At 68.8% G+C, this 22,220-nt stretch carries 20 protein-coding genes; 7 read left to right on the top strand and 13 right to left on the bottom strand.

The genetic code is table 11. From position 1 onward, the window contains the following. Positions 1–232: 232 nt before the first annotated feature. From BTE28158_RS17650 to BTE28158_RS17680, 7 genes are all read left to right on the top strand, one after another. A complete protein-coding gene (locus BTE28158_RS17650; RefSeq protein ID WP_124626855.1) occupies positions 233–1,171 on the top strand; it encodes a UDP-2,3-diacylglucosamine diphosphatase in 939 nt (312 codons plus the stop codon). A gap of 30 nt (positions 1,172–1,201) precedes the next feature. Then, the gene (locus BTE28158_RS17655; RefSeq protein ID WP_151051560.1) at positions 1,202–2,236 is read left to right on the top strand and encodes a glycosyltransferase family 4 protein; all 1,035 of its coding nucleotides are present in this window, start codon (positions 1,202–1,204) and stop codon (positions 2,234–2,236) included. Next, complete coding sequence (locus BTE28158_RS17660) at positions 2,233–2,769, top strand: diacylglycerol kinase (RefSeq protein WP_151051558.1); 537 nt, start codon at positions 2,233–2,235, stop codon at positions 2,767–2,769. Before BTE28158_RS17655 ends, BTE28158_RS17660 begins: the two co-directional genes overlap by 4 nt. A gap of 194 nt (positions 2,770–2,963) precedes the next feature. Beyond that, entirely contained in the window at positions 2,964–3,719 is a 756-nt protein-coding gene (locus tag BTE28158_RS17665; protein WP_059600412.1) for a TetR/AcrR family transcriptional regulator, read from the top strand. Further along, on the top strand, positions 3,716–4,297 hold the full coding sequence (locus BTE28158_RS17670) for an LOG family protein (protein WP_059600411.1): 582 nt from the start codon (positions 3,716–3,718) through the stop codon (positions 4,295–4,297). The genes BTE28158_RS17665 and BTE28158_RS17670 overlap by 4 nt, the downstream gene beginning before the upstream one ends. A gap of 22 nt (positions 4,298–4,319) precedes the next feature. Next, positions 4,320–5,084, top strand: a complete 765-nt coding sequence (locus tag BTE28158_RS17675; RefSeq protein ID WP_151051556.1) for an SDR family oxidoreductase — start codon at positions 4,320–4,322, stop codon at positions 5,082–5,084. Between the two features lie 229 nt (positions 5,085–5,313). Continuing rightward, a complete protein-coding gene (locus tag BTE28158_RS17680) occupies positions 5,314–7,212 on the top strand; it encodes an ArnT family glycosyltransferase (RefSeq protein WP_151051554.1) in 1,899 nt (632 codons plus the stop codon). A gap of 101 nt (positions 7,213–7,313) precedes the next feature. On the opposite strand, the gene BTE28158_RS17685 is transcribed toward BTE28158_RS17680, so the two are convergent. From BTE28158_RS17685 to kdpF, 13 genes are all read right to left on the bottom strand, one after another. Next, a complete protein-coding gene (locus tag BTE28158_RS17685; RefSeq protein WP_151051552.1) occupies positions 7,314–7,931 on the bottom strand; it encodes a DUF924 family protein in 618 nt (205 codons plus the stop codon). Beyond that, positions 7,928–8,659, bottom strand: coding sequence for an alanyl-tRNA editing protein (locus BTE28158_RS17690; RefSeq protein ID WP_151051550.1), 732 nt, complete (start codon positions 8,657–8,659; stop codon positions 7,928–7,930). Before BTE28158_RS17690 ends, BTE28158_RS17685 begins: the two co-directional genes overlap by 4 nt. Positions 8,660–8,762: 103 nt before the next feature. Beyond that, positions 8,763–9,173: a group II truncated hemoglobin gene (locus tag BTE28158_RS17695; protein ID WP_059533253.1), complete on the bottom strand. Its 411-nt coding sequence runs from the start codon at positions 9,171–9,173 to the stop codon at positions 8,763–8,765. Between the two features lie 42 nt (positions 9,174–9,215). After that, positions 9,216–11,720, bottom strand: coding sequence for an ABC transporter permease (locus BTE28158_RS17700; RefSeq protein WP_174919990.1), 2,505 nt, complete (start codon positions 11,718–11,720; stop codon positions 9,216–9,218). Positions 11,721–11,827: 107 nt separating this feature from the next. Continuing rightward, on the bottom strand, positions 11,828–12,445 hold the full coding sequence (locus BTE28158_RS17705; RefSeq protein WP_059600405.1) for a DUF4126 domain-containing protein: 618 nt from the start codon (positions 12,443–12,445) through the stop codon (positions 11,828–11,830). A gap of 223 nt (positions 12,446–12,668) precedes the next feature. Further along, on the bottom strand, positions 12,669–12,989 hold the full coding sequence (gene sugE / locus BTE28158_RS17710) for a quaternary ammonium compound efflux SMR transporter SugE (RefSeq protein WP_059533257.1): 321 nt from the start codon (positions 12,987–12,989) through the stop codon (positions 12,669–12,671). Between the two features lie 188 nt (positions 12,990–13,177). After that, on the bottom strand, positions 13,178–13,462 hold the full coding sequence (locus tag BTE28158_RS17715) for a putative hemolysin (RefSeq protein WP_059689393.1): 285 nt from the start codon (positions 13,460–13,462) through the stop codon (positions 13,178–13,180). A gap of 157 nt (positions 13,463–13,619) precedes the next feature. Next, complete coding sequence (gene kdpE, locus BTE28158_RS17720; RefSeq protein ID WP_124626846.1) at positions 13,620–14,318, bottom strand: two-component system response regulator KdpE; 699 nt, start codon at positions 14,316–14,318, stop codon at positions 13,620–13,622. Continuing rightward, complete coding sequence (locus tag BTE28158_RS17725) at positions 14,311–17,154, bottom strand: DUF4118 domain-containing protein (RefSeq protein ID WP_151049498.1); 2,844 nt, start codon at positions 17,152–17,154, stop codon at positions 14,311–14,313. Before BTE28158_RS17725 ends, kdpE begins: the two co-directional genes overlap by 8 nt. Before the next feature lie 146 nt (positions 17,155–17,300). Next, positions 17,301–17,882 (bottom strand): potassium-transporting ATPase subunit KdpC, encoded by a 582-nt coding sequence (gene kdpC / locus BTE28158_RS17730; RefSeq protein WP_151049496.1) that lies wholly within the window; start codon positions 17,880–17,882, stop codon positions 17,301–17,303. A gap of 27 nt (positions 17,883–17,909) precedes the next feature. Further along, positions 17,910–19,994, bottom strand: coding sequence for a potassium-transporting ATPase subunit KdpB (gene kdpB, locus BTE28158_RS17735; RefSeq protein ID WP_151049494.1), 2,085 nt, complete (start codon positions 19,992–19,994; stop codon positions 17,910–17,912). Positions 19,995–20,048: 54 nt separating this feature from the next. After that, entirely contained in the window at positions 20,049–21,854 is a 1,806-nt protein-coding gene (kdpA, locus tag BTE28158_RS17740) for a potassium-transporting ATPase subunit KdpA (RefSeq protein WP_151049492.1), read from the bottom strand. Beyond that, positions 21,851–21,943: a K(+)-transporting ATPase subunit F gene (gene kdpF / locus BTE28158_RS17745; RefSeq protein WP_006752209.1), complete on the bottom strand. Its 93-nt coding sequence runs from the start codon at positions 21,941–21,943 to the stop codon at positions 21,851–21,853. The genes kdpA and kdpF overlap by 4 nt, the downstream gene beginning before the upstream one ends. Positions 21,944–22,220 lie beyond the last annotated feature (277 nt).

Consider the following 22,220-nt stretch of genomic DNA (forward strand, 5'->3'; position numbering starts at 1 on the left):
TTCCGCGCGTCGGCGCATCCGTCAGACGAAATCCCTTGAAGGCACCGTCACAGCCACCCCGCTCGGCGTGCCCGATCATCGCAAAGGCGGTCGGTTCGGCAGATTGCGCAACGCCACCGCATTCACTGCTAAACATGGCGGAACGACAGTAATAAGAACGTCTCGTGACTGTCACGGCATGGTCACGCCCGCATGGCGCAATGCCGGTAATGTCAACCGGCGCGAGTCATGCATGGGCCAGAAAACGTCCGCGACCTCCCTGTTCCGTCAACCCCTCGGCGCCCGCGCCGTCACCGCATTCCTGTCCGGCTCGGCCGCAACCGATGCCCTTTCGTCGAACGAGCCGACGGCCGCGCACGCCAGGCAGCACGACGACCCCGAGCCGTCCGCCCATCGCTACCGCACGATCTGGCTGTCCGACATTCACCTCGGCTCGAGCGGATGCCAGGCGCCGTATCTGCTCGACTTCCTCCGTCACAACGATTCGGAATACCTGTACCTCGTGGGCGACATCATCGACGGCTGGCAGCTGAAGAAGGGCTGGTACTGGCCGCAGGCGCACAACGACGTCGTGCAGAAAGTCTTGCGCAAGGCGCGCAAGGGCACGCAGGTGGTCTACATTCCGGGCAACCACGACGAAGGCGCGCGGCAGTTCTGCGACCTCGCGTTCGGTGACATCCAGGTGCGGGGCGAGGCATTTCACACGACGCTCGCGGGCAAGCGCCTGTGGATTGTCCACGGCGACCTGTTCGACGGCGTGATCCAGCACGCGAAATGGCTCGCGTATCTCGGCGACACGCTCTACACGCTGATCCTCGTGCTGAACCGCTGGTTCAACCGGATCCGCAGCCGGCTGGGCTTCCAGTACTGGTCGCTGTCGCAGTACCTGAAGCATCAGGTGAAGAACGCGGTGAACTTCATCTCGCAGTTCGAGACCGTGATGACCGACGAAGCGCGCCGCCGCGGCTGCGACGGCGTCGTGTGCGGGCACATCCACAAGGCGGAGATCCGCGACATCGACGGCGTGCTGTACTGCAACGACGGCGACTGGGTCGAAAGCCTGTCCGCGCTCGTCGAAACGATGGAAGGCGAACTGAAGATCGTCTACTGGACGGCGATGCGCACCGCGCCGTCCGCTGCCCCGTCGCGCAAGGCCAAGGCCACCGCCTGACACAACTCCACTTACAGGACACATGCCGCGATGAAGATCATGATCGTCACCGACGCGTGGGAACCGCAGGTCAACGGCGTCGTGCGCACGCTGAAGAGCACCTCCCGCGAACTCACCGCGCTCGGCCACCGGGTCGAAATGCTGACGCCGCTGGAATTCCGCACGGTGCCCTGCCCGACCTATCCCGAGATCCGCCTGTCGATTCTGCCGTACCGCAAGCTGCGCGCCCGGATCGATGCGTTCGCACCCGACGCGCTGCACATCGCGACCGAAGGCCCGCTCGGCCTCGCCGCGCGACGCTATGCGCGCGCACGCAAGCTGCCGTACACGACCGCGTACCACACGCGCTTTCCTGAATACGTGCAGGCGCGCTTCGGCATTCCGCTGTCGGCGACCTACAAGTTCCTGCACTGGTTCCACGCGCCGTCGCTCGCGGTGATGGCGCCGACCCCGGTCGTGAAGCAGGACCTCGAGAAGTTCGGCTTCACGAACGTCGTGCTGTGGACGCGCGGCGTCGACCTCGACATCTTCCGGCCGATGGAGTCGAAGGTGCTCAATACCGCGCGGCCGATCTTCCTGTACGTGGGCCGCGTCGCGATCGAGAAGAACGTCGAGGCATTCCTGCGCCTCGACCTGCCCGGCTCGAAGTGGGTCGCGGGCGAAGGTCCGGCGCTCGCCGAGCTGAAATCGCGCTATCCGGAAGCGAACTATCTCGGCGTCCTGTCGCAAGCCGAGCTCGCCAAGGTGTATGCTGCGGCCGACGTGTTCGTGTTCCCGAGTCGCACCGACACGTTCGGCCTCGTGCTGCTGGAGGCGCTCGCGTGTGGCACGCCGGTCGCCGCGTACCCGGTCACGGGCCCGATCGACGTGCTCGGCGGGGGCGATGCCGGCGTGATGCACGAAGACCTGCAGGAAGCCTGCCTCGAGGCGCTCAAGATCGAACGCGAGACTGCCCGCGCGTGGGCCGAGCGCTTTTCGTGGCGCGCGGCGTCCGAGCAGTTCGCGTCGCATCTGAAACCGCTGCCGAAGACTGCGTACTCGCCCGCCGAAGGTGCCGCCGTTTGAAACGAGACCTGAACGACAAGACCCCGCCCCCTGCCACGACGGCGCAACCACATCGTCCGTTCGACGAAGAAGAGCCGCACTTCGACGCGGACGTGCACCCGCACGAACCGCTCGGCCCCGACGATCGGCTCGCGCCGCTGCCGCCGAACCCGTACAAGCGCCACCGCGGCATCACGCGTGCGTGGTATGCGCTCAAGCATTCGCTGAACGGGTTTCGCGTCGCGATCCGCGAGGAGAGCGCGTTTCGCCAGGAGCTCACGCTCGCCGCGCTGATGCTGCCGATCGGTGCGTTCTCGCCGGTCCCCGCCGCATCGCGCGCGCTGCTGATCGCGTCGGTGCTGCTCGTGCTGATCGTCGAGCTGCTGAATTCGAGCGTCGAGGCCGCGATCGATCGCATCTCGCTCGAGCGCCACGAATTGTCGAAGCGCGCGAAGGATCTCGGCAGCGCGGCGGTCACGGTCGCGCTGTTCGCGTGCATGACGACGTGGGGCTTCGTGCTCGGCCCGGTGATCGCACGCTGGCTCGGCTTCTAGCGGCATCCGCGGCATCGCCGCCGTGCGGCGGTGCACCATGCGCAGGGAACGCGCCGCGATCACGAAATGCGCCCGTTGTCAGGAAACAGCGGTTTATAATCGTCCGCTAGACTTAGAACAGCAACCCGCGCCGGACGAATCTCGCAGCATCGATTGCAGCGCCCGCCAGTCCGGCACACACAGGGCCGGACGACATGGAAGCGAAACCTCCCCGCCGCACCCGCGAACGGATTCTCGAGTTGTCGTTGAAACTCTTCAACGAGATCGGCGAGCCGAACGTCACGACCACGACGATCGCCGAGGAAATGGAAATCAGTCCAGGCAACCTGTACTACCATTTCCGCAACAAGGACGACATCATCAACAGCATCTTCGCGCAGTTCGAGCAGCAGATCGAACGGCGGCTGCGCTTTCCCGAAGATCACCGTCCGACGATCGACGAAACCTGGTCGTACCTGCAGTACATGGCCGACTTCATGTGGACCTACCGGTTCCTGTATCGCGACCTCAACGACCTGCTCGCGCGCAACCGCACGCTCGAGACGCACTTCAAGCAGATCATCAGCCACAAGGTGCGCTTCGCGCACGACATGTGCGAGCTGCTCGTGTCCGACGCCGAAATGGTCGCGACGCCCGCCGAGATCGAGGTCATCGCCACCAACATGGCCGTGATCTCGACGTACTGGCTGTCGTATCAGTACGTGATGCACCCGCGCAAATACAACGACCAGGACGCGATCCGCGAAGAGCTGCACCAGGTGAGCATGCATGTGATCTCGGTCATGGCCCCGTACCTGCGCGGCCGTTCGCGCCAGCTGTTCGACGATCTCGTCTCCGGCAAGCTGCCCAAGCGCCAGTTCACCGACTACCTGCCGCCGCGCGACGGTTCGCCGCGCCCGGCGGGCAGCCCGGTCGCCGCCAAGCCCGCCGCGAAGGATACGAAACAATGAAGGCAGTCTGTGTTTACTGCGGCTCGTCGTCCGGCGTGCGGCCCGTCTATGCGGACGCCGCACGCGCGTTCGGCCGCGCGCTCGTCGATGCGGGCCTCACGCTCGTCTACGGCGGCGGCCGCGTCGGCCTGATGGGCGTGATCGCCGATGAAGTGATGGCGGCCGGCGGCCATGTGGTCGGTGTGATCCCCGAGTTGCTGGTCGACAAGGAAGTCGGCCACACCGGGCTGTCCGAGCTGCACGTCGTGCCCGACATGCACCACCGCAAGAAGATGATGGCCGACCTCGCGGATGCGTTCGTCGCGATGCCCGGCGGCGCCGGCACGCTCGAGGAATTCTTCGAGGTCTATACGTGGGCGCAGCTCGGCTATCACCGCAAGCCCGTCGCGCTGTACAACATCGATTCGTTCTACGATCCGCTGATCGCGCTGCTGCGCCATACGGTCGACGAAGGCTTCATGCGCCCGACCTACTTCGACGCGTTGTGCATCGACGCCGAACCGGTCGCGCTGATCGAACAGCTGCGCCGCTACCAGCCGCCCGTCCGCGACAAGTGGGCGCCGGACGCAGCCAAGTAACGTTTATCGGGAGCCGCACGCGATGCCCGCACCGTCGTCCCAGCGCAAGGCCGTCCTCATCACCGGCGCGAGCCGCGGCATCGGCCGCGCGACCGCCGTGCTCGCGGCCGAGCGCGGCTGGGACGTCGGCATCAACTACGCACGCGACGCGGCGGCAGCCGAACTGACCGCGCAAGCCGTTCGCGACGCCGGCGCTCGCGCGTGCGTCGTGGCCGGCGACGTCGCGAACGAAGCGGACGTCATCGCGATGTTCGACACCGTGGCGGCGGCGTTCGGTCGCTTCGACGCGCTCGTCAACAATGCAGGGATCGTCGCGCCGTCGATGCCGCTCGCCGACATGCCGGTCGACCGACTGCGGCGGATGTTCGATACCAACGTGCTCGGCGCCTACCTGTGCGCGCGCGAAGCCGCGCGCCGGCTGTCCACCGATCGCGGCGGGCACGGCGGCGCGATCGTCAACGTGTCGTCGATCGCGTCGCGGCTCGGTTCGCCGAACGAGTACGTCGACTACGCGGGCTCGAAGGGCGCGGTCGATTCGCTGACGATCGGCCTCGCGAAGGAACTCGGGCCGCACGGCGTGCGCGTCAACGCGGTGCGGCCCGGCCTCATCGAGACGGATATCCATGCGAGCGGCGGCCAGCCGGGCCGCGCGGCACGCCTCGGCGTGCAGACCCCGCTCGGCCGTGCGGGCGAGGCCCAAGAGATCGCGGAAGCGATCGTCTGGCTGCTCGGCGACACGGCGTCATACACGACGGGCGCCCTGCTCGACGTCGGCGGCGGCCGGTAATCGCGCCCCAGAAGGCGGAAAAACGGACCGGCTGAAGCGGTCCGTGGTCACGACACCACAAATCTCCACAATATCGTGACCATTTCAGTAAACATCCGTAACAGTTCCGTGCTTTACTAGCGCCAAGCCAAAAACAGCCGGTCATCCGGCTGTCATCTCGCCTTGATGCGACCCTTACTGGGTCCGGCCCATGTCGCCGGACCAGCTTGACCCGACCGAGATCTTTTCCATGCCAGGAACCGCAGCGCCCGGCCGCCGGCAACGCACGTCCGTGCCCGCTTCGGCCACGCACGCCCGATCAGCCGCCGACCCCGACCTCAGCGCGACGCTCCATGCCGCCGGCACGCCTGCCGTGGCCGGCACCGCCGCGACGGACGCCGCCGGCGATCGCATCGTCCGGCTCGGCTGGCGCGTCTGGCTGCTGGTTGCCGCGCTGGTCTGCGCGTACACGCTGCCGGGCGTGCTCGGCCACGATCCGTGGAAGCAGGACGAAACCTATACGTTCGGCATCATCCAGCACATGCTCGAGACGGGCGACTTCGTCGTGCCGACCAACGCCGGCCAGCCGTTCATGGAAAAGCCGCCGCTTTACGCGTGGGTCGCGACGAGCCTCGCGTGGCTGCTGCAGCGGGTGATGCCACTGCACGACGCGGCACGGCTCGCGAGCGCGCTGTTCGCAGCGCTCGCGTTCGGCTTCATCGCACGCGCGGCACGCAGTGCCAGCCGGGCCGACAGCTGGCTCGACCTGCGCGTGATCGGCCCCGTCGTGCTGAGCGCGAGCACGCTCGTCGTGGTCAAGCACGTGCACGACATGATGACGGACGTCGCGCTGTTCGCGGGCACCGCGATGGGCTTCTGCGGCCTGCTCGAGCTCGTGATGCAGCATGTCGCGCGCGCGCGCCGGATGCGGCATGGGCTGCCGGTGCGGCCGTCCGGCCGCTGGGCCGCGCCGATCTTCGGCGTGGGCGTCGGCATCGCGCTGATGGCAAAGGGGCTGTTCGTGCCGCTCGTGTTCGCGGCCACGCTCACGGGCGCGCTGGTGCTCTACCCTGCCTGCCGCACACGTGCGTTCGCGCGCTCGCTCGGCGTCGCCGCGCTCGTGTTCGCACCGTTCGCGCTCATCTGGCCGACCGCGCTGTTCCTGCGTTCCGAGACGCTGTTCATGACCTGGTTCTGGGACAACAACGTCGGCCGCTTCTTCGGTTTCTCGGTGCCGGAACTCGGCGCGGAAAACGACAAGCCGTTCTTCATCCTGCGTGCGTTCCTGCTGCTCGGCTTCCCGGTCGCGCCGCTCGCGATCGTCGCGCTGGCACGCGGCGCATGGCGCGAGTGGCGCACGCCGCGCATCGCGCTGCCCGTCCTGTTCGCCGGGATTGGCCTCGCGGTGCTGCAAGTGTCCGCGACCTCGCGCCAGCTCTACATCCTGCCGTTCTTCGCGCCGCTCGCGCTGGTTGCCGCACAGGCGATCGAGCGCCTGCCGCGCGGGCTGCATCTTGCATGGGATTACCTGAGCCGCCTGCTGTTCGGCACCGTCGTCGCGCTCGCGTGGGGGATCTGGGCAGTGATGGCCGATCCGGGTGCATCGCGTGCAGGCCTCGCGCCGCTCGGCCGATGGCTGCCGCTCGACTGGACGATGCCGATCGTGCCCGGACTTGTGATCGGCGCGCTCGTGTTGACGGCCGGCTGGCTGTGGCTGCTGCCGAAGCTGCGCACGACCGGCCTCTGGCGCGGCGCGCTGTCGTGGGGCGCGGGTGCTGTGGTTGCGTGGGGCCTGGTGTATACGCTGTTGCTGCCGTGGCTCGACGTCGCGAAGAGTTACCGGTCGGTATTCGACGACCTGAACGCGCATCTCGCCCTCGAATGGAGCGACGGCGACTGCATGGCGAGCCTGCACGGGCTCGGGGAATCGGAAGCGCCGATGCTGTACTACTTCTCCGGCATCCAGCACACGCCGATCGACGACGCGAAGACGACACGCTGCACGTGGATGATCGTCCAGGGCGTGCGGTCGGTCGATCCGGCGCCGGGCAGCGACTGGAAACTGTTCTGGACCGGCGCTCGCCCGGGCGACGACGAGGAACTGCTGCGCGTCTACGTGCGCACCCCCGAAGAGCACGAAACGCAGTAATGCAAGGCGGCGCCGCGAAACGGCGCCGTCCTCATTTCCGGGAGGCCAGGCAAGCGGCGCTCAAGCGCGCTTCCACGCCCGCCGCCCCACCGCCCCGCACGTCAGAACGACGAGCCCGGCTCGCGCAGGAATGCTGTCTCCGCATCGGTCGACACACGGCCGAGAATCGCGTTCCGGTGCGGAAAACGACCGAAGCGCTCGACCACGGCCGCATGACGCAACGCGAAGTGGTGATAGCTCTCGCATTCGGCCTCGCCGCGAATGCCCGCGCAAAGGCGCACTGCCTCGCGCTGGCTCTCGTCCGACTCGTCATGTTCGAACGGCAGGTACGCAAAGGCGCGGTGATGGCCGCTCGGCAATTGCGCGTCCCACCCTGCCGCCACGACGCGCCGCGCGAGCGCCAGCGCCTTCGAATCGGCGGCGAACGCACGCGGCGTGCCGCGATGAATGTTGCGCGAGAACTGGTCGAGCACCACGATCAGCGCGAGCGCGCCGAGCGGCGTGTCGGCCCAGTGATCGTGGGCGCCGTCGCACGCGGCGTCGAGCAAGGCGCCGTAGCGCGTCCGCAGTACCTCGTCGAACGCCGCACCGCCGTTGAACCACACCTTGCGCGCGTGGCCGAACTCGACCGAACCAGGCTCGCCGAACCAGAAATCGAGAATCTCGCGCGCTTGCGGATCGAGCGCCGCGGCACTGTCCGTCAGGTTTTCGACCGTCATGCAAACTCCAGTACGAGGCGCCGTGTCCGCGCGCTCTTCTTTTCAAGTTTGGCGACCCGCAGGTCGCCGATTTCCGACGTATTGCGCACATGCGTGCCGCCGCACGGCTGCAGATCGACCCCTTCGATGCGCAGCAGCCGCACGCGGCCCAGCCCCATCGGCGGCTTCACGCTCATCGTGCGCACGAGGTCGGGCCGCTCGGCCATCTCGGCGTCGGTGATCCATTCGGTGGTGACCGCATGCGCGCCGTGGACCAGCGCCGCGAGACGGCGCTCGACGTCGACGCGGTCGATCGCGTCCGACGTCGCGAAATCGAGCCGCACGTAGTCGGCTGTCACGCTGCAGCCGTCGACCGGGTACGGCAGCACCGCGCACATCAGGTGCGCGGCCGTATGCAGCCGCATGTGCCGGTAGCGGCGCAGCCAGTCGATGTCCGCGACCACGCGCGCGCCGGTGGCGAGCGCCGCGACGCGCGCTTCCTGGCCCTTCGCCGGCACGTGTACGGCATCGTCGGGCGTCGCACCGTCGAACTTCGCCTTGCGCGTGTCGGCGATCGTGATCGTGCTGCCGTCGGGCAGCGTCAGCGTGCCGCTGTCGCCGGCCTGCCCGCCGCCAAGCGGATAGAACACGGTGCGGTCGAGGCGGATGCCGTCATCGTCGACGGCCGCGACGACGGCCTCGCATTGCGTCAGATAGGCATCTTCACGAAACAGTGCGTGGGTCGTCATCGGGCGAGCCTCGTATCGATGGGGAAGCGGTCAGTGTCGCGCCGCACGGGCCAGGCGCCCAGACGCAGATCGTCCGGCGTCCGGACAGCGGCGTACCGGTCGATCAACCGGGCCGGTTGCGCATCCAGTCGGCCGTGTCGTAGAACGAATGCATGAGCCGTTCGCGCAGCGGCTCGGCCAACCCGATGTCCTCCATCGCCCACGCCATACAGCGCAGCCACTGATCGCGCTCGACCGACGCAATCGGGAACGGCAGGTGCCGCGCGCGCAGCCGCGGATGGCCGAACCGGCTGATGTAGTGATCGGGGCCGCCAAGCCAGCCGCACAGGAACCAGAACAGCTTGTCGCGCGAGCCGTCGAGCGACGCCGGATGCAGCGCGCGAATCTCCGCGAACTCGGGCTCGAGGTCCATCAGGTCGTAAAAGCGGTCCACCATTTCGCGCACGCGGGCTTCGCCGCCCACGAGCTCGAACGCCGTCGGTTGCGACGGCGCCTCATCATTCACATCGGTCATACGGATAATCGGAAACGGGATAGTCGGGGCCGCCGGCGACGCTCAGGCGTCGCGCAGCGACTGCAGCGCCGGGCGCCGCAACACATTATGCAGGCTCAGCCAGCCGGCCGCACCGGCGCACGCGACGCCGGCCGCGATGCCGGCCGGCACGAGCCACGGATCGACGGCGAGCCGGAAGTCGAACACGCGCGACGCGAGCACCCAGCCGACCGCGATCGCACCGGCCGACGCCAGCGCGCCGGCCAGCGCGCCGACGACGATGAATTCCGCGCGCTGCACGGCATTGATTTGCGCGCGCGACGCGCCGAGCGCGCGCAGCAGCGCAGCCTCGCGCACGCGCTCGTCGCGCGAGCCGGCGAGCGCCGTGTACAGCACGAGCACACCCGCCGCGAGCGTGAACGCAAACAGGAACTGCACCGCGCCGACCACCTGCAGCATCATCCGCTGCAACTGAGCGAGGATCGGTGCAACGTCGATCGCGGTCAGGTTCGGGTAGCGCGCGATCAGCGGATCGAGCAGCGCCGCCTGCTCGGCCGGCAGGTGGAAGCTCGTCAGGTAGACGGCCGGGAAATCCTTCAGCACGGGCGGCGGCATCAGCACGAAAAAGTTGACGCGGAACGAGCCCCAGTCGAGCTTGCGCACGCTGGTGATCGGCGCATCGACCGTCAGCCCCGTCACGTCGAAGCGCAGCGTGTCGCCCGGCTTCACGTTCAGCGTCTTCGCGAGCCCGGCCTCGATCGAGATCTGCGGGCTGGCCGAGCGGCCGAACCAGTCGCCGGCGACGATCCGGTTGTCCGACGGCAGCTCGGTCGTATACGACAGGTTGAACTCGCGGTCGACGAGCCGGCGCGCCTCGTCCGACGGATATGCGTCCGGGTTCACCGGCTTGCCGTTGATCGCGACGAGCCGGCCGCGCACCATCGGCGCGGGCACCGCGTCGCGTACGCCGTGCGCGGCGAGCCATGCCGCGACGTCGTCGCGCTGGTCGGGCTGGATGTCGATCAGGAACTGGTTCGGCGCATCGGGCGGCGTCGACTGCCGCCAGCCCGCGACGAGGTCGTTGCGCGTGATCGCGATCAGCAGCAGGCACATCAGGCCCAGCGCGAGCGCGGTGATCTGCAGCGCGCTGGCCGTGCCGCGCCGGTGCAGCGACGCGAGCGCATAGCGCCAGCCGACGCCCGCTGCCACGCGCGCATCGCGCACCGCGCGCGCCGCCGCGTACAGCGCGAGCCGCGCGATCAGCGAGAAGCCGACCAAGGCGCCCGCGAACCCGCCCGCGACGATCAGCCCGAGCTTCAGGTTGCCTGCCGCGACGATCAGCAGCCCCGCGAACAGCACGACGCCGAGCGCGTACAGAGCCCAGGCCGTGCGCGACGCGTCGCCCCAGTCGCGCCGCAGCACGCGTACCGGCGGCACGCGGGTGAGCGGTGCAAGCGGCGGCAGCGCGAAGCCGAGCAGCAGCACGAGCGCGGCGCCGATCCCGACGAGCGCGGGCCAAGGCGTGGGCGGCGGCAGCACGACGTCGATCAGGCTGCCGATCGCCGCGAGGAGCGCCCAGTGGCCGGCGTAGCCGAGCACCGCGCCGGCGACGCCCGAGACGATGCCGATGCCGGCGAATTCGAGCGCGAACAGCGCGCCGAGCGTGCGACGGCTCACGCCGAGGCAGCGCATCGTCGCGCAACCGTCCAGATGGCGCCGCATGTAGCGCTGCGCGGCCATCGCGATCGCGACCGCCGCGAGCAGCGCGGTGAGGAGCGCGACGAGCGTCAGGAAATGGCGCGCGCGATCGAGCGTCTGGCGCACCTGTGGCTGGCCTTCCTGCAACGATTCGAGACCGACGCCGCGCACCTTGCCGCCGTCGACGCGCGCGTGCGCGTAGGCCTCGAAGCGCGCGACGGCCGGTGTGTCGCCGGCCACGAGCAGCCGGTACGTGACGCGGCTGCCGTAACCGGTGAGCCCCGTCGCGGCGAGCTCGTCCGCGCGCATCATCAGCCGCGGCGAGAAATTGACGAACGAGAAACCGCGATCGAGTTCGCGGGAGATCGACGCGGCCACCGTGAACGTGCGCAGCCCGACACGCACGGTGTCCCCCGCCTTCAGATGCAATGCGTCGAGCAGCGCGGGATCGGCCCACACGGTACCGGGCGCGGGGATCGCGGTCGCCTTGTGCGCGACGGTCGTGCCGGCCGGCACGATCTCGACCGCGCCGCGCAGCGGATACCCGGGCGAGACTGCCTTCACCGCCGCGAGGCGCGCCGGCGCCGCGTCGCTCGCCTGCCCGCCGGCGGCCGATGCGATCATGCTCGGGAAGATCGCGGTCGTCGCGGTACGCAGCCCGAGTGCGCGCGCCTCGCGGTCGAACGACGGATCGACGGGATGGTCGGCGCGCACGACGAAATCGGCGCCGAGCATCTGGCGCGCGTCGCGCTCGAGCCCCTGGCGCAGCCGGTCGGCGAGGAAGCCGACGCTCGTCAGCGCGGCGACCGCGAGCACCAGCGCCAGCACGAGCAGCGTCAGTTCGCCGGCGCGCCAGTCGCGCGCGGTCATCCGCGCGGCCTGGCGAATCAGGTCGTGCAGGCCGAAGCGGCCGGCATGGCCGGGCCGCCCGGCCGGCGACGGGTCAGCGTGCTGCCGCTCGACGGGTGACGGCGCCTTCAATCGCGCTTGCCCCCGATCGAATTGAGCCGCGACACCATGTGGTTCGCCATCCCGCGAAAGCCGCCCGACACGCCGCGCCACAAACGCGGCAGCGCCCAGGCCGACGCCGCGATGAACGCCGCGAGCAGGACGAGGAACGCGAGCGGAACGAAGAACGCGAGTGCGAGGCCGCCGAACACGAGGCCGTCCTCGGTGGACGACGCGACCCAGTTCGAGATCGGCTCGGGAGACAGGTTGATCAGCGCGCGCGTGCCGGCCTTCGCGACGTGGGCGGCACCGGCGAGCGAACCGCCGGCCAGCCCGGCGACCGCGAGCACGGTCGGGTCGGCATGGCCGAGCGCACCGGCGGCCAGCACCGCGCCGGCCGGAATGCGGATGAAGGTGTGCACCGCGTCCCACAGCGAATCGAACGCGGGAATCTTGTCGGCAAGGAATTCGGTGACGGCGAGCACGGCGGCGGCGCCGATGACCCACGGCGACATCAGGACCGCGAGCGTGTCCGGCAGATGGAGCCAGCCGACCCGCGCGAGCACGCCGGCGATCAGCACCGTCAGGTAAAGGCGCAGCCCGCTCGCCCACGCGAGCCCCGCGCCGAGCGAAATGGCTTCGATCATGGCCCTCTCCTTGCACTTTTCCGTGCGCTTTGCCGATTGATCGGATCGAGTCGGTACGACCGGCCGCGCGGCGCGTGGCGACCGGCGCCGCGTGCCGAGAACGGCACGGCGACATTCAGGCCCGAATCCGTTCCATTATAGACAGGCTGGCAGGAGGGCCGCCGCAATTCCGCAGTGCGTCACGGCCGGGCGCGGACGCCGGCCGGCGCCCGGCGCGTCGGCGTCAGGCAGCCGACGACAGCTTCAGGCCGACCAGCCCGAGCACGATCAGCGACGCGCTCGCGACGCGGGCGGCGGTGAGCGCCTCGCCCATCATCACGATCCCGAACACGAACGCGCCAACCGCGCCGATGCCCGTCCACACCGCATACGCGGTGCCGAGCGGCAACTGGCGCATCGCGACCGCGAGCAGCCCGAAGCTGGCGAGCGCCGTCACGATCGTAAACACCGACGGTCCGAGCTTCGTGAAACCCTCGGACGATTTCATGCCGGCCGCCCAGGCCACTTCCAGCAAACCGGCAATCAACAACAATACCCACGCCATCTCGACGTACTCCGGATCGGATGGGGCCGTCCCCGTTGAAGCGAATGACCCGGGGTCGTCCCCGGGCGGCGCCGAGTATAACAAGACGCTTACAGGCATGCCGGATGCACCGGCCGCGGGGGTGAACGGGGATGAACGGGGGCAGGCCGGCGCATGGCGCGGCCACGCCCGCCCTGCCGCGCCCGGTCTCAGTTCGACACGCGCTTGGCGCCGCCACCGCCGATGCAGCGGTCGTCGCGGTACAACGCCCATTCGTCGCACACGCGGCCGTCCTTGAACACGCACATGCCGACCTGCCCGCTCGGCAGGTTGCGGATCACGTGGCGGCCGCCGAGCTTTTCGCAATTGACTGACGCGGGATTGGCCAGCGCCTGCTGCGGGGCCGAAGGCTGCTGCCCGGGCGGCAGCGGCTGCGCGAACGCGCCGGGCGCGGCAAGCGCCAGCGCACTGATGACGACGAGACGGACGGACATGGCACGCTCCTCGGTTTCGTTCGCGGAACGATCAGCATAGCGGGGAATCCGTGGCCGGTGTGCGCGGCCGGCGCATGCGGCCGCAATGTCGCGCCGATGCAACTTCACCGGCGTGCGGCCTTGCATTCGGGCCGTATCACGCGGCATGCCGCGGACGTCACGCAGCGCCGACGAGCCGGTAGCCGACGCCCGTTTCGGTAATGATGTGCTCGGGCTGCGCGGGATCGCGCTCGAGCTTCTGGCGCAGATGCGCCATGTAGATCCGCAGATAGTGATGGCTCTCGACGTGCGACGGCCCCCATACGTCGCGCAACAGTTGACGGTGCGTGAGCACGCGCCCCGCATGCCGCACGAGCGTCGCGAGCAGCCGGTATTCGAGCGGCGTCAGGTGCACGATCTCGCCGTCGCGCCACACCTGGCGCAGCGCGAGATCGACGGTCACGCCGCCGAAGCCCACCTTCGGCGATTCGTTCGCACCGCCCTGGTTGCGCCGGCGCAGTTGCGCACGGATCCGCGCGCGCAGCTCGGACACGCCGAACGGCTTGGTCAGGTAGTCGTCTGCGCCCGCGTCGAGCGCGGCGACCTTCTCCTCCTCCTGCGTGCGCGCGGACAGCACGATCACCGGCACCTCGGACCAGCCGCGCAGCTCGCGGATCACGTCGAGGCCGTCGGTGTCGGGCAGGCCGAGATCGACGATCACGAGATCGGGCTTGCGGGTCGCCGCGTCGATCAGCCCCTGCTTGCCCGTCTCCGCCTCGAACACGGCGATGTCCTCCTCTTCGAGCGCGGCGCGCACGAAGCGGCGGATCTGTTTCTCGTCCTCGATCAGGACGACGGTCAGGCTCGGTTCACTCATGGTCTGGCAATGGCTCGGAGGGGGACGATGCGCCGGGCACGTCGATTTCGTCGTCGGGTACGGCAGGCACGGCCGGCGGCGTGTCGACCGGCAGCGTGAACCAGAAGCGCGCGCCCGTCACGCGGCCGTCGGGCGCGGTACGGTTGAGCGCGCCGATTTTACCGCCATGCGCCTCGACGATCGCGCGGCAGATCGCGAGGCCGAGCCCGATGCCTGGCGTCGCCGATTCCTTCTCGCCGCGCGTGAACTTGTCGAAGATCCGCGTTTCCATGCCGGCCGGCAGGCCCGGGCCGTGATCGTCGACGTGCACGCGCACGAACGGCTGGCCGTCGTCGGTCACGCGCTCGGCGCCGATGTCGATCGACGTATCGGGCGGCGTGTACTTCGCCGCGTTCTCGAACAGGTTGGTGAACAGCCGCTCCATCAGCACCGCGTCCATCTGCAGGAGCGGCAGGTCGGCCGGCAGCGACACGCGCGCGGGATGCCGCGCGAGCACGCGCTTGCACGCGGCGAGCGCGGCGCCGACGGTTTCCTCGAGCAGCGACCACTGGCGCTTGAGCTGCAGGCTGCCGGCCTGCAGCCGCGCCATGTCGAGCAGGTTCGTGACGATGCCCGTCATCCGCAGCGCCTCGTCGTGGATCGCGTCGACGAGTTCGCCCTCGCGCTGCGCGAAACGTTCGGCTGCCGCCGCGTCGCCGCCCTGGGCGGCCGCGCGCCCGTTCGCGAGCATCGACGAGAAGCCGACGATCGTCGTGAGCGGCGTGCGCAGATCGTGCGAGATCGCCGACAGCAGCGAGTTGCGCAACCGCTCGGATTCCATGTTGACGAGCGCGTCGCGCGCGATCTCGACGTAATGCACGCGCTCGAGCGCGAGCGCGATCTGCGCGGCGAACGCATCGAGCATCCGCAGCTGCTCGGGCACCTCGAGCTCCCCCGGGTCACGCGACGCGACCGCGAGCACGCCACGCGTGCGCATCGGCGCCTTCAGCGGCAGGTACAGCGCGGCGGTCGCGGGCAGCGTGTCGGTGCCGCGGCCGGCCGGCTTCTGCTGGTCGTACACCCACTGGCCGACGTCGCTGTCGAGATCGGCGCCCGTCAGCGTGACGGCCGCATCGGGCTCCTCGATCTTCTGCCGCACCTTGTCCGCGCTGTCGGGGAGCAGGAACGCCACGCGCGCGCGGAACACCTCGCCCACGTGGCGGCTGCCGATCTCGACGATCTGCTCGGTCGTCAACGCCGCGCCGAGCTCGCGCGCCATCGCGTAGATCGCGCCGGTGCGGCGCTCGCGGCGCTGCGCGATGCTCGCCTGGCGCGTCAGCGTCGACGTCAGGTGGCTGATCACGAGCGACGTCAGCAGCATCCCGAAGAAGGTCAGCAAGTACTGCGTGTCGCTGACCGAGAACGACATGCGCGGCGGCACGAAGAAGAAATCGAACGCGGCGACCGACAGGAACGACTGCAGCACGCCCGGGCCACGCCCGAGCCGCACGGCCGAGAACACGACGCCGAGCAGATACAGCATCACGAGGTTCGTCAGGTCGAGCCGCTCGGACACGATGCTCGCGACGCCGGTGATCACCGCGCAGATTGCGGCCGCGTACAGGTAGTGACGCGGCGGCGAACGCCGCATGCCGAATTGCGCGAACGCGTCGCGCCAGTCGCGTGCACGCGCGTCGAGCGGCGCGGCGCGCACTTCGTCGCTCGCCGACGCGCGGATCAGCATCAGGTCGACGTCGCCTGCGCGCTCGGCGAGCTTTTCGCCGAATGGCCGCGCGAAGCGGCGCGCGAGCCCGACCTTCGGCGAGCCGCCCGCGACGAGCTTCGACACGTTGCGCACCTTCGCATAGCCGATCAGCGCGGCGACCGCGTCGTCGCCGGCGAGCGTGGCCGTCTCCGCGCCGAGCTCGACCGCGAGCTTCAGCGCGTCGAGCGTGCGCTGCCGCCGCGCGTCGGGCAGCCGCTGCAGGCGCGGCGTCTCCACGTAGACGGCGATCCAGTCGGCCTTCAGGCTCGCGGCGAGCCGCGCGGCCGCGCGCACGAGCGTCGGCGCCTCGGGGCCGGGCCCGACGCACACGAGCAGCCGCTCGCGCGCCTGCCAGATGCGCTGAATCGAACGGTCGGCGCGGTATTCGCGCATCTGCGCGTCGACGCGGTCTGCCGTGCGCCGCAGCGCCAGTTCGCGCAGCGCGATCAGGTTGCCCTTGCGGAAGAAATTGCGCACCGCGCGCTCGGCCTGCTGCGCGAGATACACCTTGCCGTCGCGCATCCGCGCGAGCAGTTCCTCGGCCGGCAGGTCGACCAGCGTGACCTCGTCGGCCGCGTCGAACACGCGGTCGGGCACGGTCTCCCACACGCGGATGCCGGTGATCGCGCCGACCACGTCGTTCAGGCTTTCGAGATGCTGGACGTTGACGGTGGTGTACACGTCGATGCCCGCGTCGAGCAGTTCGTAGACGTCCTGCCAGCGCTTCAGGTGACGCGCGCCCTGCACATTCGAATGCGCGAGTTCGTCGACGAGGATCAGTTGCGGCGCACGCGCGAGCGCGCCGTCGAGATCGAATTCGGCGAGCGTGCGGCCGCGATAGTCGATGCGCGCGAGCGGCAGCACGTCGAGGCCGTCGAGCAGCGCGGCGGTTTCGCCGCGGCCGTGGGTCTCGACGATGCCGACGACGACGTCGACACCATCCTGCAGCCGCTGGCGCGCGGCCTGCAGCATCGCGTAGGTCTTGCCGACGCCGGCGGACGCACCGAAGAAGATCTTGAGCTGGCCGCGCCGCTGCTTTTCTTCGTCTCGCTGCAGCTTGTCGAGGAGTTGGTCGGGATCGGGGCGGTTCATGCGTCAGGAAGGCGAAGCGCGGGATGGCGAACGAGTACCGTCATTGTTGTTCCAAATCGCCGCAAAAGGCAAAGACGGCGCATGCGCCGTCGGAAAAGTCGTCCGACGCGGATCGGGCCGCGCCGGACGCAGGTTGTCGCATACGCTCAGTGCGCGGCCTGGGTCGCGTCGAGCGCGAGATTCAGCTTCAGCACGTTCACGCGCGGCTCGCCGAGCACGCCGAACTGGCGGCCCGTCGTGTTCGCGTCGACAAGTTGCGCAACCGCATCGGCCGTCAGGTTGCGCGCATTCGCGACGCGCTCGACCTGGTACGCGGCGGCGGCCGGCGTGATCTCCGGATCGAGGCCGCTCGCCGACGCCGTCACGAGGTCGACGGGCACGGGCTTCGACATGTCGGTGCCCGCGTCGCGCAACGCGGCGATGCGCGCCTTCACCTGGTCGGCCAGCGACGGGTTCAGCGGGCCGAGGTTCGAGCCGCCGGAGCCGGTCGCGTTGTACGGCATCGGCGACGTGGCCGACAGCCGGCCCCAGAAGTACTTCGGCGCATCGAACGGCTGGCCGATCAGCGCGGAGCCGACCGCCTTGCCGTCCTTCTCGATCAGGCTGCCGTTCGCCTGCGACGGGAACACGGCCTGGCCGAACACGGTCATCACGGCCGGGTAGGCGAGACCCGTCACGACGGTCAGTACGACGAAGATCACGACGAGCGGGCGAATCAACGATTTCATGATGGTTCTTCCTTCAGGTACGGCGCATCAGGCCCAGCCGAGCGCGGCGAGCGTCATGTCGATCAGCTTGATGAACGGGAACGGCAGCAGCACGCCGCCGAGGCCGTACACCAGCAGGTTGCGGCGCAGCAGCGACGCGGCGCCGAGCGGCCGGTAGGTGACGCCCTTCAGCGCGAGCGGGATCAGCGCAACGATGATCAGCGCGTTGAAGATCACCGCCGACAGGATCGCCGACGCCGGGGACGTCAGATGCATGATGTCGAGCACGCGCAGTTGCGGGTACGTCGTCACGAACGCGGCCGGGATGATCGCGAAGTACTTCGCGATGTCGTTCGCGATCGAGAACGTGGTCAGCGAGCCGCGCGTCATCAGCATCTGCTTGCCGATCTCGACGATCTCGATCAGCTTCGTCGGGTTCGAGTCGAGGTCGACCATGTTGCCGGCTTCCTTCGCCGCCTGCGTGCCGGTGTTCATCGCGACCGCCACGTCGGCCTGCGCGAGCGCCGGTGCGTCGTTGGTGCCGTCGCCCGTCATCGCGACGAGGCGCCCCGCCGCCTGATGCTCGCGGATCGTCGCGAGCTTGGTTTCCGGCGTCGCTTCCGCGAGGAAGTCGTCGACGCCCGCTTCCGCCGCGATCGCCGCGGCGGTGAGCCGGTTGTCGCCCGTCACCATCACGGTCTTGATGCCCATCTTGCGCAGTTCCGCGAAGCGCTCCTTGATGCCGCCCTTCACGATGTCCTTCAGCTCGATCACGCCGAGCACACGCGCCACGCCGTCATGCAGGTCGGCCACGACGAGCGGCGTGCTGCCGCGGCGCGCGACGTCGTCGACCGCGCGGCGCACCTCTTCCGGGAAGCGGCTGCCGTGCGTCTCGACGTAGCGGCGGATCGCATCGGCCGCGCCCTTGCGGATTTCACGACCGGGCAGATCGACGCCGCTCATCCGCGTCTGCGCGGAGAAGCCGATGAACGTCGCATGCAGTTGCGCCATGTCGCGCTGGCGGATGTTGAAGCGTTCCTTCGCGAGCACGACGATGCTGCGGCCCTCCGGCGTTTCGTCGGCGAGCGACGACAGCTGCGCGGCGTCGGCCAGCGCTTCCTCGGTCACGCCCGGCGCGGGCACGAACATCGACGCCTGGCGGTTGCCGAGCGTGATCGTGCCGGTCTTGTCGAGCAGCAGCACGTCGACGTCGCCGGCCGCTTCGACCGCGCGGCCCGACGTCGCGATCACGTTCGCCTGCATCATCCGGCTCATCCCGGCCACGCCGATCGCCGACAGCAGCCCTCCGATCGTCGTCGGGATCAGACACACGAGCAGCGCAACGAGCACGGTGATCGTCACCACGTGGCCGGCCTTCATCGCCTCGACCGAGAACATCGAGAACGGCAGCAGCGTCGCGGTCGCGAGCAGCATCACGATCGTCAGCGCGACGAGCAGGATCGTCAGCGCGACCTCGTTCGGCGTCTTCTTGCGCTTCGCGCCTTCGACCATCGCGATCATCCGGTCGAGGAACGCCTCGCCGGGGTTCGCGGTGACCTTCACGACGATCCAGTCGGACAGCACGCGCGTGCCGCCCGTCACCGACGAGAAGTCGCCGCCCGATTCGCGGATCACCGGCGCGGATTCGCCGGTGATCGCCGATTCGTCGACCGATGCGACGCCCTCGACGACTTCGCCGTCGGCCGGGATCACGTCGCCGGCCTCGACCAGCACGACGTCGCCGCGACGCAGGTCGGACGCGGTCGTGATGCGGATCGGCGACTTCGGATGCGGCTCGTTGAGCTTCTTCGCCATCACGTCCTTCTTCGCGCTGCGCAGCGACGCGGCCTGCGCCTTCGAGCGCCCTTCGGCGAGCGCTTCGGCGAAGTTTGCGAACAGCACCGTGAACCACAGCCACAGCGCGATCGCGAGGATGAAGCCCGCCGGCGCCTCGGCCTGGCCGGCGAGCGCCGCGATCCACAGGATCGTGGTCAGGATGCTGCCGACGTACACGCAGAACATCACCGGGTTGCGGAACTGCGTGCGCGGCGTGAGTTTCTTGAACGAATCCACGATCGCCGGGCGCAGCAGCGCCGGATCGAACATGGACCGTGTTGCGGAATGTTGAGTCATTGCGATCTCTTCAATCTCTTCAGTCTTTGCAAGGTGTCGCCATGCGGGCGCGCATCACGCGCCCAGCCACATCATCAGATGCTCGACGCCCGGGCCGAGCGCGAGCGCCGGCACGTAGGTCAGCGCGCCCACCAGCATCACGGTGCCGAGCAGCAGCACGACGAACAGCGGGCCGTGCGTCGGCAGCGTGCCGCTCGTCACCGCGATGCGCTTCTTCGCGGCGAGCGAGCCGGCGATCGCCAGCACCGGCACGATCGTGCCGAAGCGGCCGAACCACATCGCGATCGCGGTCATCCAGTTGTAGAAGGGCGTGCCGACCGTCAGGCCCGCGAACGCGCTGCCGTTGTTGTTCGCGGCCGAGCTGAACGCGTACAGGATTTCCGAGAAGCCGTGCGGGCCCCGGTTCGCGATGCCGGCACGGCCCGCATCGGCGAGCACGGCGATCGACGTGCCGACCAGCACGAGCAGCGGCGTGAGCAGCACGACGATCGACACCATCTTCATCTCGTACGACTCGATCTTCTTGCCGACGTATTCCGGCGTGCGGCCGATCATCAGGCCGGCGACGAACACCGCGAGCAGCGCGAACACGAGCATCCCGTAGAGGCCGGAACCGACACCGCCGTAGATCACCTCGCCGAGCTGCATCAGCAGCATCGGCACGAGACCGCCGAGCGGCGTCAGCGAATCGTGCATCGTATCGACCGCGCCGCACGACGCGGCCGTCGTCGCGACCGTGAAGATGCCGGTCTGCGCGATGCCGAAGCGCGTTTCCTTGCCTTCCATGTTGCCGCCCGGCTGGAGCGCGCTCGTCGACTGGTCGACGTGCAGCGCGGCGAGCGTCGGGTTGCCGGCCTGCTCGGCGCTCACCTCGACACCGATCGCGATCGCGAACGCAACCGTCATCGCCGCGAGCACCGCGATGCCCTGCCGGCGGTCGCCGATCATCCGGCCGAACACCAGGGCCAGCGCGGCCGGGATGATCAGGATCGAGAAGATCTGCAGGAAGTTCGAGAACGGCGTCGGGTTCTCGTACGGGTGCGCCGAGTTCGCGTTGAAGAAGCCGCCACCGTTGGTGCCGAGCATCTTGATCGCTTCCTGCGACGCGACCGGGCCCATCGCGAGCGTCTGCTTCGTGAGCGGCATGGGCACCGTCACCGGGTTGCCCTTGTCGTCCTTCACCGGGTTGCCCTGCGCGTCGAGCTTCGGCGCCGCGTAGGTGCTCGCCTGCAGCACCGGTACGTCCTGGTAAGCCTTCATGTTCTGGATCACGCCCTGGCTCATCAGCAGCGCGGCGATGATCATCGACATCGGCACGAGCACGTACATCGTCACGCGCGTGAGGTCGACCCAGAAGTTGCCGATCGTCTGCGCGGTATGACGCGCGAAGCCGCGGATCAGTGCGATCACCACGACGATGCCCGTTGCCGCCGACAGGAAGTTCTGCACGGTCAGGCCGAGCATCTGCGTCAGGTAGCTGACGGTCTGCTCGGGCGTGTAGTCCTGCCAGTTGGTGTTGGTGACGAAGCTGACGGCCGTGTTGAAGGCACCGTCGGCCGTCATCGCGCCGAATTGCTGCGGATTGCCGGGCAGGAAGCCCTGCAGGCGCAGCAGACCGTACAGGAACAGCGCGCCGAGCGCGTTGAACGCGATCGTGGCGATCGCATACTGCCTCCAGTTCATTTCGGTGCCGGCGTCGACGCCGGCGATGCGGTACAGCGCGCGCTCGAGTGGCCCGAACACGCGCACGACGCGCGAACTGCCGTCCATCACGCCCGTCAGGTAGCGCGCGACCGGCACGGCCGCCGCGAGCAGCACGACGATGAACAGCAGTATCTGCAACAGGTTGTTCGCGTTCATTCGATGTCCTCCGCGCGCAGCAGCGCAAAGACGAGATACGCGAACAGCAGGGCCGTCGAGGCACCCGCGAGCCAAAGCATCCAGGTCATGCGCGCCCCCCGCGACCGTATTGCACGAGCTTCTCGCAACCGGCAAGCAAACCGAGGATCAGCGCGGTGAACAACACCAGTGCGCCGATGAAAACCCCATCCATTTTTTGTTCTCCGTCGTCGAAATCGGACGACTAGAACCTTATGGGAACGCGCGTAAAGGTCGGGTCAAAGGTCATCGGGCCGGTATAAAAAACGCGTAAACGCGTGCGGTGGGAAACGGCGGCCGGGATGAAGACGGAGCGGGCGGCGGCCAGCGCCGCCCGTCAGGATGCGT

The sequence above is a fragment of the Burkholderia diffusa genome, from assembly GCF_902499115.1.
In the GTDB taxonomy this organism is placed as follows: Bacteria; Pseudomonadota; Gammaproteobacteria; order Burkholderiales; family Burkholderiaceae; genus Burkholderia; species Burkholderia diffusa.